The organism is Campylobacter sp. (assembly GCF_020024835.1).
Classification (GTDB): Bacteria; Campylobacterota; Campylobacteria; order Campylobacterales; family Campylobacteraceae; genus Campylobacter_D.
In genome coordinates, this window is sequence record NZ_JAHHTD010000009.1 from 1 (window position 1) to 17,416 (window position 17,416).

Consider the following 17,416-nt stretch of genomic DNA (forward strand, 5'->3'; position numbering starts at 1 on the left):
GCCATATAATTAAAGCTAAAATGATTATAAAAATAGGTGCTATGTAAGGGTAATTAGAAAAGATTTCAAAAATATCTTGCAAGGCATTACCAAAAATAAATCCAATATACCCTAAAGTAATAGCCCAAATTAAGCTTGCTATAGTGTTAATAATAACAAATCTTAAAAAATTGAATTTACAAAGTCCAGCAGTTATAGGGATAATAGTTTTAACTCCATAGATAAATTTTTGTATGATTAAAAGCAAATCTCCATATTTTTTGATTTTAATCATAGTAAGGGCAATCTTTCTTTTATGATTTTTAAAATAAGGCATAATATCTTTTTTATAGTATCTTCCAAGTATAAAAAGCAAGGTGGAGCCTAAGGTATTTGCCAAAAATGCTAGAAAAATACACCAATGCAAATCAAGCTTAGTGGAGCTTGCACAAAATACACCCGCAGCTAAAATAGCTATCATACCCCCACCAAAAGAATAAAAAAATAAAATTAAATACCCATAGATACTAAGATTATTAATCATTTCTTGCATAATTAGCCTTATTTTGCATAATCAATAGCTCTAAGCTCTCTAATTACATTAACTTTAATTTCACCAGGATATTGAACCTTTTCTTGAATTTCCTCAGCAATTTCTTTAGCTAAAAGCGTAGATTCATCATCATTAATTAATTTTGCATTGACAATGACTCTTATTTCTCTACCAGCATTAATCGCATAAGCTTTTTTAACTCCTGTTTTAGCTTTTGCTATATCTTCAAGCTCATTTACTCTTTTTAAAAAGGCTTCTAATACCTCCCTTCTTGCACCAGGTCTTGCTGCACTAAGAGTGTCTGCTGTGCAAACTGCAGCTGATTCTACACTAAAGGCTTCTTCGTGTCCGTGATGTGCATAGATAGCATTAATTACTACTTGATGTTCTTTATATCTTTTGCAAAGTTCAGCTCCTAAATCTACGTGAGAACCTTCAAATTCGTGAGTTAAAGCTTTTCCTATATCGTGCAAAATTCCAGCTCTTCTAGCTAATTTTTCATCACCACCGCATTCTGCTGCTATAATCCCTGCTAAATGAGCTACTTCAAGAGAATGAGCTAGAGCATTTTGCCCATAGCTTGCCCTGTATCTTAGCTTACCTATAAGTTTTACAATTTCAGGGTGGATATTATTAAGCCCTAGATCCATTATGATAGTTTGACCTTCTTCTAAGATATTATCATCAAATTCTTTACATACTTTTTCATAAATTTCTTCAATTCTTGCAGGTTGAATTCTCCCATCTTCTACCAAAAGCTCTATAACTTTTGTAGCTATAGCTCTTCTGTAGAGATTAAAGCAGCTCACAATAATAGCTCCAGGAGTATCATCTATGATGATATCTACCCCTAAAACCATTTCTAAGGTTTTGACATTTCTCCCTTCTTTGCCTATTATACGACCTTTTAATTCGTCATTTTTTATATTTACAACATTAATTAATCTTTCAGCAGCAAATTCTCCAGCAAATCTTGAAGTAGCCTGTGCTAAAATATAATTAACCTTTCGTTTGGCTTCAGTTTTAGCCTTTTCCTCATATTTTCTAACTATGTGAGCAATCTCATTTCTTGCATTTTCCTCTGTTTTTTGCAAAACTATGGCTTTAGCTTCTTCTTGAGTAAGACCTGCTGAAAGTTCAAGGATTTTTAAAATTTCATCTAATTTTTGCATATAGGTTTGTTTTAAATTTTCATTTTCCTCTATTATGGTTTTGATATTTTGTTTTTCTCTTAAAAGAGAAGATTTGCTTTCCTCATTGAGTCTTTCTTGATGAGATAAATTTTGTTCTTTTTTATTAAGCTCTTCCATTTTTATGGAATGTTCTCTTTGAAGTTTTTGAATTTTTTCATCAAATTTTTTTTTCGCACTAAATTCGGCTTCAGCTATTGAATTTTTAGCATCTTTTAATACTAATTCAGCTTCATATTCTATAGCTTTTGCTTTTGCTTTTGCTTGTTCTAAAAAGATATTAAAATTTACATCATTAATCTTTTTAGCGACTACATACCCAATCCCTCCGCCTATAAAAACGGCTATTAATGCAACTATGATTTCTATCATTTTTATTTACTTTCCTAAAATATTTTTTGTAAGGGGTAAGATAAAAATCACCTTTTATATCGTGATCTTCACATAAATTTTTCTCGGTTTTGCCATTAATCATTTGCACGAAAATAATTTTAGGTTTTTTATGAGTAAGATTTGCAAAAAATCTATCATAAAATCCTTTTCCGTGGCCTATTCTTTTAAAATTTTTATCTACACCTATCACAGGAACAATAGCCACATCTATATGAGAGTGCAAAAATGAATTTTTTGGCTCATATACCCCAAAACTCTTTTTATTAAGAGCTAGTCTTAATTTTACTATCTTTAAACTTTTATCTTGCATAAATGGAACGAAAATTCGATATTTTTTAGAGAGTATATATCTAAATCTATAAATATCAATTTCACCGCTTAAAGGTATGTAAATTAGGATATTTTTTGAAGTTTTTAATATTTTTAAAACTTTTATTATTTCCTTGAAAATAAGAAAATTTTTTTTGTATTGAAACTTTATTTTTTGATTAGTTTTATTTTTTTGAATTTTTCTAAAAATATTTTTTGTCAAAGACTTCCTTAAAGCTTTTTACTTTTTATGTTATAATTTTAAGCTTAAAACAATCATAAGGATAATATTTGAAAATTAAAATTTTATTAGCAATTTTCATATTAGTTTTTTTTAGTGCTTGTTCAAGTGAAAAAGAAGATACGCAAGAAATGGGTAGTGCTAGCTTAACGCAGAGTGAAGATGCACATTTTACTTTAAAATTCTTAGATAATAAAAAATTGTTTATTAAGTATCAAGATCAAAAATTTAATTTTGATGATAATTCTAAAGCAAAATTATTTGTATTTTTTACTTCGTGGTGTATTCCTTGTAAGGCAGAAATTGCACATTTGAATAATTTATATAAAAAATATAAAAATAGCTTAGATATAATGGTGCTTTTTTTAGAAGAAAACAAAAATCAAGAAATACTTGAGTTTGTGCAAGAAAATTCTATCACTTTTCAAGTTGGATTAGAGGAAAATAATTTTGTTTTTTCTAAGATTTTAAATGTAGGATCTATTCCTACTATGGTTTTATTTGATACAAAGGGTCAAAAAGTAAGAGAATATGTGGGATTAATTCCTGAAGAAATGTTAGATATAGATATACAAAAAGTGATAATGTGATGTTTAAATTTTTAAAAAATGGCTTAAAAAAGACTTTAGAGAGTATAAATTTAGTTAAAGCAAATAGTAAAATTGTTACAAAAGAATTATTAGAAGAAATGTTATTAGAAGCTGATGTTGCTTATGAGATAATTGAAGAAATTATTTATTATTTACCACCTAATGATGAGGTAAAAAAGGCTGATTTAGAGCGTGTAATGGGAACTTATTTTATTTATGATAAATTTGAATTTTCTAAAGATAAGCCTTTTGTAGATTTGATTTTAGGAGTAAATGGAGTTGGAAAAACTACAAGCATTGCTAAAATGGCATTTTTGCACAAAAAAAATGGTGAAAAAGTTATACTTGGAGCGTGTGATACCTTTAGAGCTGGGGCTATTGAGCAGTTAAAACTTTGGGCTCAAAAACTTGATATGGATATTATAGCAACTTCTCAAGGACACGATCCTTCTGCAGTTGCTTTTGATACTATTTCTAAAGCTTTAGCAAAAAAATACGATAGAGTTATTTTAGATACTGCAGGTAGATTACAAAATCAAAAAAATTTGGCTAATGAATTAGAAAAAATTGTCCGCATTAGCGCTAAAGCTATGCAAGGTGCACCACATAGAAAAATACTTGTCCTTGATGGCACACAAGGAGTAGCTGGAATTTTACAGGCTAAAGCCTTTAATGAATTAGTCAAACTTGATGGTGTGATTATTACAAAACTTGATGGCACTGCTAAAGGTGGAGCGTTATTTAGCATAGCTAGAGAATTAGAACTTCCTATATTTTATGTCGGCGTGGGGGAAAAAATGGAAGATCTTTGTGAATTTGATGTTAAAGAATATTTAGAAGCTATTTTGGAGCCTATTTTTAAATGAGTATATTATCAAAAAATTTAGCATCATTAAATAATCCTTATTTACTAGAACAACTAAAAAATATACAAATTAATAAATTTCAAAAAATAGGCAATGGGGGGGGGATTGACCTAAATTTCATAAATACTAAAACCAATATAGCAATTTATGAAAACCCACATTTATACTTACAAGAAAAGACAAAGTTTTATCAAGAAAGATATTTGTTATATCCTGTGCTGTATTTTTATGGCTTTGGAAATGGAATTTTATACAAATGTTTATTGCAAAATCAAAATTTAAAACATATTGTTATTTTTGAAGATGATTTAGAATTGTTACAGATTGCACTTAGTAATGTGGATTTTTCTCAAGAGTTAAAAGAACAAAAAATTATTATTTTAAATAGCGATATTGATAATTCAGATTTGATGATATTGCTTCAAACATTTCCTTTTTTTAATTTTTTAAGAGTATATGATATACATTTGCATAGTGATTATTATAGCAACAATCAAGTAGAAATTTTAAAGTTAAATAATAAAATTTCTCAATGTATAAAAACTATTATTTTATATCAGGGAAATGATATTAAAGATAGCGTGCAAGGAATTTCACAATTTATTTATAATTTACCTAAGATGATTATAAATCCAACCTTAAGTAGTTTATGGAATTTAAGAAATAAAAAATCAAAATCAGCTATTATTGTATCAACTGGTCCTTCTTTGACAAAGCAACTTCCTTTATTGAAAAAATATCAAGATAGTTTTAGTATATTTTGTGTAGATAGTTCTTATTCTATATTAGCAAAAAATGAGATTAAACCTGATTATGTTTTAATGAGTGAGCGGACTCACTTTAGTGCTAATTTACTAAAGCAAAATTATAAAAATATAGACAAAGATATAATATTTGTTTTAATGAGCTTATCTCATCCTGATGCTATTAAATATCTTGAAAATACTAATAGGAAATTTATATTAATACCATATCCTAGTATTTTTTTTGATTTTATGCATATGCCATATTATGGAAGATATTCTTCAGGTGGCACAGTAGCTTGTAGTGCTTTATCTTTTGCTTGTGATTTAAATCATAAAAATATTATATTTATAGGACAAGATTTAGCTTATGGTAGTAATGGTAACTCTCACGCTGAAGGATATTATTATAATAGTGATGACGAATGTTGTGAAGAGGAGAGAGCTCAAGCTTATGGTGGTAAAAAAGAAGTTTTAACTAGCAATATGTGGAATACATTTAGAATAACAATACAAAATTATATAGCAAATAAAAAAGGTTTTAATTTTTACAATGCCACCGAAGGTGGAGCACGTATTAATGGGACTATAGAAAAGCCTTTTAAGGAATGTTGCGAAGAATTTTTAGATGAAAAATTAATTAAACCTTTTGAAAAACCTGTGCCATTGGATAAAAATATACAAGATGATTTATTGATACAAAGTTATAATAAAATAAAAGATAATATAAATTTTAGTAAAGATTTTATCAAAGAATTTCAGTCGTATTTATATGATTTAAAACAACACAATGAAAAAATTTATCAAGTAAGTTTATTTGAAGAAAAGAGAGAAATAATCACACAAACAATACATTTTTTAGATACTTATAAAGCAAAACTTGATGGATATTGTAAAAGTTTTTTATATGAATTTATTAGACCATTTTTGCAACAATTTGAATTTAATTTAGCAAGAATTTATGTAATAAATCCAAAAACTAATGATGAGTGGCTAGATAAAAATTTAACTTGGATAAAAGATCATATGTTTTTATTTGAAGTTTTAATTGAAAATATAAGATTTGCAAATGAAGAAATAATTAAAAATATCACTCCATTAAAAGAGGAGTTAATAAAAAGAAATCTTAAAGATATTTAATTAGAATATGAGTTTATATTTTTTTTAGGTAAGTTTCAATGGCTAAAAAACATATTTTATTTGAATGTCAAGCTTGCGGTAATCAGCAAGCTAAGTGGCTTGGAAAGTGTCCTGATTGTGGCACTTGGGATAGTTTTGTGCAATTAAAACAAGAGCAGATAAAAGTCTTAAAAGAGCTTGAGAATGTAAATAAAAGTAATTTAGCAATTTGCATTAATGATGTAGAAGAAGAAAATTTTACTCGAATTTCTACTCAAGATAAAGAGCTTGATTTAGTTTTAGGCGGTGGATTAGTAATTGGTTCTTTGAGCTTAATAGGAGGATCTCCAGGGGTTGGTAAATCTACTCTTTTGCTTAAAATTGCTTCAAATTTAGCAAAAAATGGTCAAAAAGTTTTATACGTAAGTGGTGAGGAAAGTAAAGCACAAATTAAACTTAGAGCAAATAGATTAGATGCTAATGATGAAAATTTATTTTTACTAACTGAACTTTGTTTAGAAGATATTTTAAGTGAGCTTTTAAAAGATAAATATGAAATTTTAATTATTGATTCCATACAAACAATTTATTCTAATAAAATTGCTTCAGCTGCTGGTAGTATAACTCAAGTTAGAGAGATTACTTTTGAATTAATGCGTTTTTGTAAAGCTAGAAATATAAGCACTTTTATCATAGGTCATATTACAAAAGATGGAGCAATCGCAGGTCCTAGAATTTTAGAGCATATGGTTGATGTGGTGCTTTATTTTGAAGGTGATAATAACAAAGAAATTAGAATTTTGCGTGGTTTTAAAAATCGTTTTGGAAATATTAGTGAGGTTGGAATTTTTGAAATGACTTCTAAGGGATTAATTAGTGCAAAAGATATTTCAAATAAATTTTTCACTAGAGGTAAAGCAGTTAGTGGTAGTGCTTTAAGTGTCATTATAGAGGGCTCAAGAGCGATAATTTTAGAAATTCAAGCTTTAGTGTGTGAGAGTGCTTATCCAAAAAGAAGTGCTACAGGTTATGAAAAAAATCGTTTAGATATGTTAATAGCGTTACTTGAGAGAAAACTTGAAATTCCACTTGGAAGATATGATGTTTTTATAAATGTGAGCGGTGGGGTTAAAATTAGCGAAACAGCAGCGGATTTAGCAGTGGTTGCTGCTATTATTTCAAGTTTTAAAAATAGACCTTTAAGCAAGGATAGTGTTTTTATAGGAGAACTTAGCTTAAATGGTGAAATTAAAGAAGTTTTTTCACTTGATATAAGATTAAAAGAAGCTAAAATGCAAAATTTTAAAAATGCTATCGTAGCAAGTGAGCCTTTAGAAAAAATAGGATTAAAATGTTTTGTTGCAAAAGAATTACGTGAAGTATTAGAATGGATGTAAAATTTAGAAAAACATTTTTCATTAAAATATAAGAAAAATTGTTTTATAATGGTCATTTTTGATAATTTTGCTAAGGTTTTTTAATGAAAGATTTATTTTTATTTAGTTCTTATATTGATACTAGTCATACTTTTACCTATTTTTTTCATTTAGCTATAGTTGTTGTAATTTCTTTGATTTTAGCTAAATTTGCTACAAAGTCTATGCAAATTGTTCCTAGAGGAAGTCAAAATTTAGCTGAAGCATATATGGAAGGTATATTAAGTATGGGAAGAGACACTATGGGGAGTGATGAAGCTGCAAGGAAATATTTGCCACTTGTTGCAACTATAGGTTTTATAGTATTTTTTAGTAATTTAATAGGCATTATACCTGGTTTTGAATCCCCTAGTGCTAGTTTAAATTTTAGTGCTACTTTAGCTATTATTGTATTTTTTTATTATCATTATGAGGGCATTAAAACTCAAGGAATTTTTAAGTATTTTTCACATTTTATGGGTCCTGTAAAAATTTTAGCTCCACTGATGTTTCCTATAGAAATTGTTTCTCATATTTCAAGAGTTATTTCTTTATCATTTCGTTTATTTGGGAATATAAAAGGAGATGATTTATTTTTAGCTGTTATTTTAGCTCTTGTGCCGTGGGTAGCTCCTTTACCAGCTTATATGCTTTTAACTTTTATGGCATTTTTACAATCATTTATTTTTATGATTTTAACTTATGTTTATTTAGCAGGTGCGACTGCAGTTGATGAATGTCATTAATATATAAAAAGCATAAAAATGCTTTTTATAATTCTTCTTTGATTCTTTTAAACTATTTTTGAAATAAAAAACGATAAAATGAAAATAAAATTCTAAGGTTCTAAGGAAAATTAATGTTTGAGGTAATTATAGGATTAGAAGTTCATACACAATTAAATACTAAGACTAAAATTTTTTGTTCGTGTGCTACTTCTTTTGGAGAAAAGCCAAATACAAATGTTTGTCCTACTTGTTTAGCTTTACCAGGTGCTTTACCTGTTTTAAATAAAGAAGCAGCAATAAAAGCTATTGCTTTTGGAAAAGCCGTTAATGCCACTATAAATCAAAAAAGTATATTTAATAGAAAAAATTATTTTTATCCTGATTTACCAAAAGCGTATCAAATTTCACAATTTGATATACCTATAGTTGAAAATGGGGAGCTTTTTATAAATATAAATGGTAACAATAAACGCATAGGTATCACAAGAGCACATTTAGAAGAAGATGCAGGAAAAAATATTCACGAGAGTAATTTTTCAAAAGTTGATTTAAATAGAGCAGGAACGCCATTGCTTGAAATAGTTAGCGAGCCAGAGCTTAGAAGTTCAGATGAAGCTGTTGCTTATCTTAAAAAATTACATTCTATTATAAGATTTTTAGATATTTCTGATGCAAATATGCAAGAAGGAAGTTTTAGATGTGATGCTAATGTAAGTATTAGACCAAAGGGTGATACTAAGCTTTATACTAGAGTTGAAATAAAAAATTTAAATTCGTTTCGTTTTATACAAAAAGCTATTGATTATGAAGTAATGCGTCAAAGTCAAGCTTGGGAAGATGGTGTGTATGAAGATGAGGTATTTCAAGAAACAAGATTATTTGATACTACAAATTTGATCACTAAAAGTATGAGAGGCAAAGAAGATTCCGCAGAATATAGATATTTTCCAGATCCTGATCTTTTGCCTGTGATTTTAAGTGATGAAATGATGAATATAAAAATTCCAGAATTACCAGATGAAAAGAAAATTAAATTTATTGAAAAATTCAATATAAAAGAAAGTGATAGCGAGGTATTAATTTCCTCTTTAGAGCTTTGTAGGTATTTTGAGTATTTAATAGACCAAAAATTAAATCCTAAATTATGCGTAACGTGGCTGACAACAGAGCTTATGGGGCTTTTAAAAGGTGATTTAACTATAGAAAATTCACCAATTAAACAAGAAAAACTAGCTTTGCTTATTAAACGCATAGAAGAGGGAGTAATTAGTGCTAAAGCAGGAAAAGATATACTTGCATATGTATTTGAAAATACACAAGTTGATATTGATGATGCTATAGAAAAACTCGGATTAAAGCAAGTTAGCGATGATGGTGCGATTGAAAAAATTATTGATGAAATTTTAAAATCAAATGAAGACAAAGTTATTGAGTATAAAAGTGGTAAAGATAAGCTTTTTGGATTTTTTGTTGGTCAAACTATGAAAGCAGGTAAAGGTGCTTTTAATCCTGCTAAAGTAAATGAAATTTTAAAAGCAAAGCTTGGATAATGAATATAGCAGTTATTGGTGCAGGAAAGTGGGGGAGTGCTTTATATGATGCTTTGAGTGTGCATAATGATTGTGTAATCACCTCATATCATCATAAAGACATTCCTAATTTTGTCAGTGCTGATACTGCTTTAAAGTGCGAATACTTAGTTTTTGCTTTGTATGCACAAGGTTCTTATGAATGGCTTAAAAATAATTTTCAAGATAATAATCATAAAATTTTAGTCGCCTCAAAAGGTATTGATTTTAAGAGTTTAAAATTTATGGATGAAATTTTTATGGATTTTATAGCAAGTGATAGAATTTGTTTTTTAAGCGGCCCTTCTTTTGCTTTAGAGGTTTTAGATAAAAAGCCATGTGCTCTAGTTCTTAGCGGAAAAAATAAACAACTTTGTGATAAATTTTCATCTTTTTTTCCAAGCTACATAAAAACATATGTGAGTAATGATGTAAAAGGTGCTGAAATTTGTGGAGCATATAAAAATGTCTTAGCTATTGCCAGTGGTGTGTGTGATGGATTAAAATTAGGAAATAATGCTAGAGCTTCACTTGTTTCAAGAGGTTTGGTTGAGATGCATCGTTTTGGTAAATTTTTTAGTGCAAGTGAGGAAACATTTTTGGGACTTAGTGGAGCAGGAGATTTGTTTTTAAGTGCTTCAAGCTTGCTTTCTAGAAATTATAGAGTCGGTTTTAATCTTGCGCAAAATAAAAATTTAGAACAAATTTTGCAAGAATTAGGTGAAGTCGCAGAAGGTGTGCAAACAGCATTTGCTATCTACTCTTTAGCACAAAAATATCAAATTTATACTCCTATTGTTAATGAAGTAGTTTCTATGTTAAATGGTAAAAATGTTCAAAAATGCGTAACTGATTTAATGTTATCAAAGGAGGAAATTCAATGATTTTAAAAAATGCAAGAATTTATGGCGAAGAAAAAGTTGATATTAAAATTCAAGATGGAAAAATTGCTTGTATAGATAGTTTTATTGATGATAAATTGGATTTAATTGTTGATTTAGAAGAAAAAACTCTTTTACCTTCTTTTATTGATTTAAATGTTAGCTTATTAGACAATGAGTTTGGAGTTGAAAAATTAATAACTTTAGAAAAACAATGCTTAAATGGAGGAGTTTCCACTATAGTCTTAAGAGATAGTTTAGATGCTAATACTCAAGGATATAAGTTATATTTTGATAAATTAAAGTCATTAAAAATTAATGTTATTCCTGTTATAAAACCATTAAATAAAGAAAATAAATTAAAAGATATTTCTATTTTGCTTGATAGTGGTGCAAGAGGGATAGAAATTCAAAGTAGTATGGGGGCAAATTTTTTAAAACAAAGTATGCAATATGCTAAAATGAAAGATAGTATAGTGTTTATAAAATGTTTTGATGAAAATTTTGATGATAATGGTGTTATGAATGATAGCAAGATGAGCTTTGAATTAGGACTAATTGGCATTAGTGATATAGCTGAAAGTAGTGAAGTCGCTAAAATGAAAGAAATCTCAGAATTTTATGGTAGCAATGTAAGTTTTGATGCCTTAAGTTTAACAAGATCTTTTGATTTATTAAAATCTAAAAATAATGAAATTTCAATCCATCATTTATTAAAAAATGATAGCGAATGCAATAATTTTAACACTAGTGCAAAAATTTTACCTCCTTTAAAAAGTCAAGATATGCAAGTAAAATTAAAAGAATATTTTTTAGATAATAAAGTTAGATTTTTGACCTCATTGCACTCGCCTGTTTCAATATCAAAAAAGGAATTAGCTTTTGATGAAGCACAATTTGGAATCGATACTATAGATATATATGTAAGTTTATGTTTTACATATTTTATACAAAATGGATTGTTAGATTGGAAAAGACTTTGTAATTTTACAAGTTATCACCAAGCAAAATTTTTGGGACTAAATAAAGGAAAAATAGAAGTAGGATATGACGCAGATCTTATTGTCTTTGATGAAAAATCTAAAAAAATAATAAATAATCAATACTCTTTATATCAAAATGAGGAAATTTGCGGTGTTATCACGCATTCTATAATTAATGGCAAAATAATAACATCGGATAATTAAAGCCTTTTTAGTTTTTATTTTTTTTGAAGTCTATGGAATTCATCCATTAAATATACTCTTAATTCATCACTTAATTTTTCTCCATTTTGGATAAAATTTGTGAGTAAATCCTCTAGCTCTTTTAAAAATAAAAAAAGCTCATTTTGCCACATTGCATTATTTTTATTACTTAAATGCATAGTTTGTATGTGATTTAATTTTCTACTCATATTGCTTAGACTTTCTAAGAAGTATTCTTTTTCTGTCGCATTTTTGAGTTCAATTTCATTATTTAATAACTGGGTTTTAAATAATCTTATTTTTTCATTAATCAAATCGCAAAACTCTGGATAAACAGCTATTTTTATAGGTTCTAACAATGCTTTTTCATCTAAATTCAATGTATATTTTTTTATAGAATAAAGAAGAGTTAAAAATGCTATAGCACTAATAAGAATATAAAAAGTCATTAAAAATCCTACAATAATGGTGCGGTTAGCGAGATTTGAACTCGCACACGCTTAGCGCACCACCCCCTCAAGATGGCGTGTCTACCAATTCCACCATAACCGCAAAAAATAACCTTCACTAAGGAAGGTTTTCCTAAGCTGCTACTAATGCTTTAAATGGATTAGCATAAAGAGCAATCAATGCAATAACGAGTGCATAAATTACTTGAGCTTCGATCATTGCTAGAGCAATAAACATAGTAGTCATTAATTTACCACCAAGACCAGGATTTCTAGCTGTTCCTGCTATGGTAGCTGCTGCTGTATTTCCCATTCCTATAGCTCCACCTAAAGCTGCAATACCAAGACCTAAGCCCGCTGCCAAAACAGAAAACGATGCCAACCATTGATTCATAGATCCTTCCGCTGCAAATGCAAAGCTACTTAAAGCTAACATTAAAAATATAATTTTTTTCATAATTTTCCTTAAGTGTTATATGTAATTAAAATTCTTTCGGATTGCGTATCCCTACTCATAATTTTAAAGTCGTAATTATATAAAAAATAACTTTAAAAATATTGAAATTTTGATAAAAATAGATTGATTTTAAAATAAATTAAAGTTTTTTTAGCTAAATTAAAGCCTTTATAATTAATGTTAATTGGGGTATTTTTTATGAATGATAAATTTTCTAAAATAGGATTTGTTTTAGCAGTTGCTGGATCAGCTGTTGGCCTTGGAAATGCGTGGAAATTTCCAACTTTAGTAGGACAAAATGGTGGATCTGCATTTGTGCTTTTGTATTTGCTTTTAACTTTAAGTGTCGGTTTTGTAATATTTTTAGCTGAACTTAGCATAGGAAAATTAAGTGAAAAGGATCCAGTAAATGCTTTTTATACTTTAGCACCAAAGTATAAAAAATTATGGTCATTTGTTGGATTTTCTATGATAGGTGCTATTTTAATTGTTTCTTTTTATAGTGTTATCATAGGTTGGATTGTAAAATATATCTATCTTGGATTTTTCCCTTTACCTAAAAATATAGATGAAAGTGCTGCAAGCTTTGTAAATTTACTTTCAAATGATGTTTTATCACAATTTGTGTGTTTTACATTTGTATTTATAGTGATATTTTATGTGGTATCAAAAGGTGTAAAAAGCGGCATAGAAAAACTTAATGTTTGGATGATGCCAAGTTTATTTGTATTATTGATTTTAATGTTAGGATATTCTTTTAGCATAGATGGATTTTCTAAAGCTAGTGTTTTTTTATTTTCTCCTGATTTTTCAAAATTAGGAGTTGGTTCATTTTTAAGTGCTTTAGGGCTTGCTTGTTTTTCTTTATCAATTGGAGTTGGATCTATCATTACTTATTCTGCAAGTTTGCCAGATAAAACTAATTTTATAAGCAGCACTATTAATATCATTTTTATAAATATCATCATAGGTATTATGATGGGCTTAATTGTTTTTACTTTTGTTTTTGAATTTAATGGTGATCCAGCTCAGCAAGGGCCAGGGCTTATTTTTGTTTCTTTGATGAATTTATTTTCTAATATCAATCCTTTAGGTTTCTTACCTTTAGGTAATATTTTAGCTGTGGCATTTTTTATAGCCTTATTTTTTGCAGGTATTACTTCAGCAATTTCAATGATAGAACCACTAACTTTTTATTTAATCAATTCTTATAATTTTTCTCGTAAAAAAGCTTTAATATGTATTGCTTTTGTAGTGTATTTTTTAGGGAGCTTGTGTATATTATCAAGTATTGAGTGGAGCAAGGACTCTTTGGAATTTTTTGGGAAAAGTTTTTTTGATATACTTGATTTTATTGCTTCAGATTTAATGATGCCTTTAGGAGGATTATTGAGTGCAATTTTTGTAGGATTTATACTTAAAAAAGAGGCTTTAAAAACATTATTTTGTCCTTATATGAAAGAGATATTTTTTGAAGTATGGTATTTTTTTGTAAGATTTGTTTCACCTTTAGCTGTAATTTTAATTATGGTAAAACAATTTTTTTTCTAAGGCCTTAAGCTATGAATGATAAATTTTCTAAAATAGGATTTATTTTAGCGGTTGCAGGTGGAGCTATAGGACTTGGAAATGCGTGGAAATTTCCAACCTTAGTAGGACAAAATGGTGGTTTTGCCTTTGTGCTTTTATATTTAATTTTAACTATTAGCATTGGATTTTGCGTCTTTTTAGCAGAAATAGCTATGGGTAAATTAAGTCATAAAGATCCAGTAAATGCTTATAAGACTTTAGCTTTAAGATATTCTCAAAAATGGAAATTCGCAGGTTTTTTTATGCTGGGTGGAATTTTTGTTTTGTCTTTTTATTTGGTAATTATAGGTTGGGTCTTAAAATATATGGTTACATCAATTTATTATTTACCAAGTAATGTTGAAGAAGCTGGAAGATTGTTTGGGAATTTGATAGAAAATAGTATCGCAGAAAGTAGTTTATACTTTTTAATAGCTTTTTTTCTTACCTTATTTGTTGTATCAAAAGGAATAAAAAGTGGCATAGAAAAGCTTAATATTTGGATTATGCCAAGTTTATTTATTATGCTTGTATTTATGCTTATTTATTGTTTTTTTCAAGAAGGATTTAATCAAGCTTTTTTTTATCTTTTTTATCCTGATTTTTCTAAATTAAGTTTAAATTCTATACTTGCAGCTTTAGGACTTGCTTTTTTTACTTTGTGTTTAGGTATAGGTTGTATTACAACTTACGCAGCATCTTTAAAAAATGATACAAATATAATCACAAGTTCTTTTATCGTGGTATTATTAAATATTTGTATAGGTCTTATGATGGGACTTATAGTTTTTACTTTTATATTTAAATTTAATGCTAATCCAGCAGAAGGTGCAGGTCTTGTATTTATATCGCTTACAACATTGTTTTCAAATTTAGAAAATTATTTTGGAAATTTTTTAGCTTTTTATTTTTTCTTAGCTTTATTTTTTGCAGGCATTACTTCAGCAGTTTCAATGATAGAGCCTTTTACTTTTTATCTTGTAAGTGAATATAAAATTCCTAGAGTAAAAGCACTAATATTCATAGGTATTATAGTTTTTATTTTGGGTATGAGTTGTATTTTATCTTTTAGTGGTGTATATAAAAACTATTTTAGTTTTTTTGGATTAAGTTTTTTTGACATTTTAGACAAATTAACCTCAAATTTTATGTTACCATTAGGAGCTTTAACTAGTGCTATTTTTGTTGGTTTTTTTATGAGTAAAGAAAGAATTTATCAACTTTTTTCTCAATTTATGGGTAAGACAATATTTGAAATTTGGTATTTTTTACTTAGATTTATTGTGCCATTTGCTATTGTTATTATTATGTTAAATCAAATTTTATAAATTTCATTTTTAAGAAACTTAGAGTTATAATTATTTTCGATACAAGATTAAGGAAGAGTGATGGCTAAAAAATTCATAGATGTGATGGATACAACTTTTAGAGATGGATTTCAGTCTGTTTTTGGTGCTAGGGTTTTAATGCAAGATTTTTTTCCTGCTTTAGAAGTAGCTAAAGAGGCTGGGATTACACATTTTGAGTTTGGTGGAGGAGCAAGATTTCAAAGCTTGTTTTTTTATTTAAATGAAAATGCTTTTGAAATGATGGATAAATTTAGAGAAATTGTAGGCCGTGAATCAAACTTGCAAACTTTAGCCAGAGGTGTTAATACCGTTACACTTGATACTGGTAGTAGAGAAATTATAGATTTGCATGCAAAAATGTTTGCAAAACACGGCACAACGACAATAAGAAATTTTGATGCATTAAATGATGTAAATAATTTAAAATTTAGCGGAGAATGTATCGTTAAATATGGATTAAAACATGAAATTACTATCACTTTAATGGATTTGCCTCCACAATGCACAGGAGCTCATGATGTAGCCTTTTATGAAAGAATTTTAAAAGAAATTTTGCAAGCACAAATTCCATTTGATAGTATTTGTTTTAAAGATGCTAGTGGGACTTCTAATCCAAATAAAATTTATGAAACTATTAAAATGGCTAGAAAAAATTTGCCTCAAAATATGCATATAAGATTACATACTCACGAAACTGCTGGAGTAAGTGTAGCTTGCTATATGGCAGCTTTAGAAGCAGGTGTTGATGGTATTGATTTAGCTGTAGCACCTGTAAGTGGTGGAACTTCTCAACCAGATATTTTGACTATGCTTCACGCTTTAAAGGGCAAAGAATTTGATCTTGGTTTAGATAGTGAGAAAATTTTAAGATATGAAGAAGTTTTAAAAGAATGTTTAAAAGATTATTTTTTACCTCCAGAAGCAACATCTGTTAATCCTCTAATTCCTTTTTCTCCTATGCCAGGTGGGGCTTTGACTGCAAATACACAAATGATGCGAGATAATAATATTTTAGATAAATTTCCAGCAGTAATTAAAGCAATGCAAGAAGTAGTAGAAAAAGGTGGGTATGGGACTTCTGTAACGCCTGTTTCACAATTTTATTTCCAACAAGCTTTTAATAATGTAATGTTTGGTCCATGGAATAAAATTGCAGAAGGTTATGGCAAAATGGTTTTAGGATATTTTGGAAAAACTCCTGTTGCTCCAGATGAAAAGGTAATTAAGCTTGCTAGCGAGCAATTAAAATTGGAGCCTACCACTAAAAGTGCGATTGATATTGCTGATGCAGATGAAACAAAAAGTTTAGCATATGTAAAGGCTTTATTGGAAAAGGAAAATTTAGAAACTAGTGAAGAAAATATTTTCATTGTGATGGCTTGCAAGGAGAAAGGATTAGCTTTTTTAAAAGGTGAAGCTAAAATTCAAATTAGAAAAAATGAAAAAAATAAATCAGTCAAATTAAGTAGTGAAAATCAATTTACTATTTCTGTAAATGGTAATAAATATCATGTAGAAATTAATAGTGGATTTGATAAAGATGTTAATATAAAAAATACCATTAATGTAAAAGATGATATGATTAGTGGAGAAACTAAAAAATCAACCAATAGCACTGACAACATAGTAGCAAGTATGAATGCTAATGTTTTTAAAATTATAGTAAATGCAGGAGATAAGGTTCAAGAAGGTCAGGTTGTTGCTGTGCTTGAGGCGATGAAAATGGAGATTGAGATTAATGCACCAAAAAGTGGGGAAATTTTTGAAATTTTTGTTAATACTGGTGATAGTGTCAATGAAGGACAAGTTTTAATGAGCTATAGATAAGGA

At 28.2% G+C, this 17,416-nt stretch carries 16 protein-coding genes and 1 tRNA gene; 11 read left to right on the plus strand and 6 right to left on the minus strand.

Annotated features, from left to right (window positions below):
• The 3 genes from QZ429_RS02735 to QZ429_RS02745 all read right to left on the minus strand — a co-directional run.
• On the minus strand, positions 1–532 hold a 532-nt coding region (locus QZ429_RS02735), incomplete at its 3' end, for a DedA family protein (protein WP_291950723.1).
• 8 nt (positions 533–540) lie between these two features.
• Positions 541–2,094 (minus strand): ribonuclease Y, encoded by a 1,554-nt coding sequence (rny, locus tag QZ429_RS02740; RefSeq protein ID WP_291950725.1) that lies wholly within the window; start codon positions 2,092–2,094, stop codon positions 541–543.
• Positions 2,027–2,647 (minus strand): 5-formyltetrahydrofolate cyclo-ligase, encoded by a 621-nt coding sequence (locus QZ429_RS02745; RefSeq protein WP_291950728.1) that lies wholly within the window; start codon positions 2,645–2,647, stop codon positions 2,027–2,029. The genes rny and QZ429_RS02745 overlap by 68 nt, the downstream gene beginning before the upstream one ends.
• A gap of 68 nt (positions 2,648–2,715) precedes the next feature.
• On the opposite strand from QZ429_RS02745, the gene QZ429_RS02750 reads away from it, so the two are divergent.
• The 8 genes from QZ429_RS02750 (at position 2,716) to QZ429_RS02785 (ending at position 11,762) form a co-directional block, all read left to right on the plus strand.
• On the plus strand, positions 2,716–3,255 hold the full coding sequence (locus QZ429_RS02750; RefSeq protein WP_291950730.1) for a TlpA disulfide reductase family protein: 540 nt from the start codon (positions 2,716–2,718) through the stop codon (positions 3,253–3,255).
• Complete coding sequence (ftsY, locus tag QZ429_RS02755; RefSeq protein ID WP_291950732.1) at positions 3,255–4,121, plus strand: signal recognition particle-docking protein FtsY; 867 nt, start codon at positions 3,255–3,257, stop codon at positions 4,119–4,121. Before QZ429_RS02750 ends, ftsY begins: the two co-directional genes overlap by 1 nt.
• Positions 4,118–6,004 (plus strand): motility associated factor glycosyltransferase family protein, encoded by a 1,887-nt coding sequence (locus QZ429_RS02760; protein WP_291950735.1) that lies wholly within the window; start codon positions 4,118–4,120, stop codon positions 6,002–6,004. The genes ftsY and QZ429_RS02760 overlap by 4 nt, the downstream gene beginning before the upstream one ends.
• 38 nt (positions 6,005–6,042) lie before the next feature.
• Positions 6,043–7,380: a DNA repair protein RadA gene (gene radA, locus QZ429_RS02765; RefSeq protein WP_291950738.1), complete on the plus strand. Its 1,338-nt coding sequence runs from the start codon at positions 6,043–6,045 to the stop codon at positions 7,378–7,380.
• Positions 7,381–7,463: 83 nt separating this feature from the next.
• Complete coding sequence (locus QZ429_RS02770; RefSeq protein ID WP_291950741.1) at positions 7,464–8,144, plus strand: F0F1 ATP synthase subunit A; 681 nt, start codon at positions 7,464–7,466, stop codon at positions 8,142–8,144.
• A gap of 113 nt (positions 8,145–8,257) precedes the next feature.
• On the plus strand, positions 8,258–9,676 hold the full coding sequence (gene gatB / locus QZ429_RS02775; RefSeq protein WP_291950744.1) for an Asp-tRNA(Asn)/Glu-tRNA(Gln) amidotransferase subunit GatB: 1,419 nt from the start codon (positions 8,258–8,260) through the stop codon (positions 9,674–9,676).
• Entirely contained in the window at positions 9,676–10,578 is a 903-nt protein-coding gene (locus QZ429_RS02780) for an NAD(P)H-dependent glycerol-3-phosphate dehydrogenase (protein WP_291950745.1), read from the plus strand. The genes gatB and QZ429_RS02780 overlap by 1 nt, the downstream gene beginning before the upstream one ends.
• Positions 10,575–11,762: an amidohydrolase family protein gene (locus QZ429_RS02785; protein WP_291950748.1), complete on the plus strand. Its 1,188-nt coding sequence runs from the start codon at positions 10,575–10,577 to the stop codon at positions 11,760–11,762. The genes QZ429_RS02780 and QZ429_RS02785 overlap by 4 nt, the downstream gene beginning before the upstream one ends.
• Before the next feature lie 14 nt (positions 11,763–11,776).
• On the opposite strand, the gene QZ429_RS02790 is transcribed toward QZ429_RS02785, so the two are convergent.
• The 3 genes from QZ429_RS02790 to QZ429_RS02800 all read right to left on the minus strand — a co-directional run bounded on the left by QZ429_RS02790 (position 11,777) and on the right by QZ429_RS02800 (position 12,668).
• Positions 11,777–12,211: a hypothetical protein gene (locus QZ429_RS02790; protein ID WP_291950751.1), complete on the minus strand. Its 435-nt coding sequence runs from the start codon at positions 12,209–12,211 to the stop codon at positions 11,777–11,779.
• Positions 12,212–12,228: 17 nt separating this feature from the next.
• Positions 12,229–12,314 (minus strand) — tRNA-Leu (locus QZ429_RS02795).
• A gap of 30 nt (positions 12,315–12,344) precedes the next feature.
• Positions 12,345–12,668, minus strand: a complete 324-nt coding sequence (locus QZ429_RS02800; protein ID WP_291950754.1) for a F0F1 ATP synthase subunit C — start codon at positions 12,666–12,668, stop codon at positions 12,345–12,347.
• Between the two features lie 198 nt (positions 12,669–12,866).
• Here QZ429_RS02800 and QZ429_RS02805 point away from each other — a divergent pair, with 198 nt between their 5' ends.
• Genes QZ429_RS02805 through QZ429_RS02815 form a run of 3 tightly spaced genes read left to right on the plus strand, consistent with a single transcriptional unit; the run spans position 12,867 to position 17,413 of the window.
• The gene (locus QZ429_RS02805; RefSeq protein WP_291950757.1) at positions 12,867–14,219 is read left to right on the plus strand and encodes a sodium-dependent transporter; all 1,353 of its coding nucleotides are present in this window, start codon (positions 12,867–12,869) and stop codon (positions 14,217–14,219) included.
• 11 nt (positions 14,220–14,230) lie between these two features.
• On the plus strand, positions 14,231–15,565 hold the full coding sequence (locus QZ429_RS02810; RefSeq protein ID WP_291950759.1) for a sodium-dependent transporter: 1,335 nt from the start codon (positions 14,231–14,233) through the stop codon (positions 15,563–15,565).
• Between the two features lie 60 nt (positions 15,566–15,625).
• Positions 15,626–17,413, plus strand: a complete 1,788-nt coding sequence (locus tag QZ429_RS02815) for a biotin/lipoyl-containing protein (RefSeq protein ID WP_291950762.1) — start codon at positions 15,626–15,628, stop codon at positions 17,411–17,413.
• Positions 17,414–17,416: the final 3 nt, after the last annotated feature.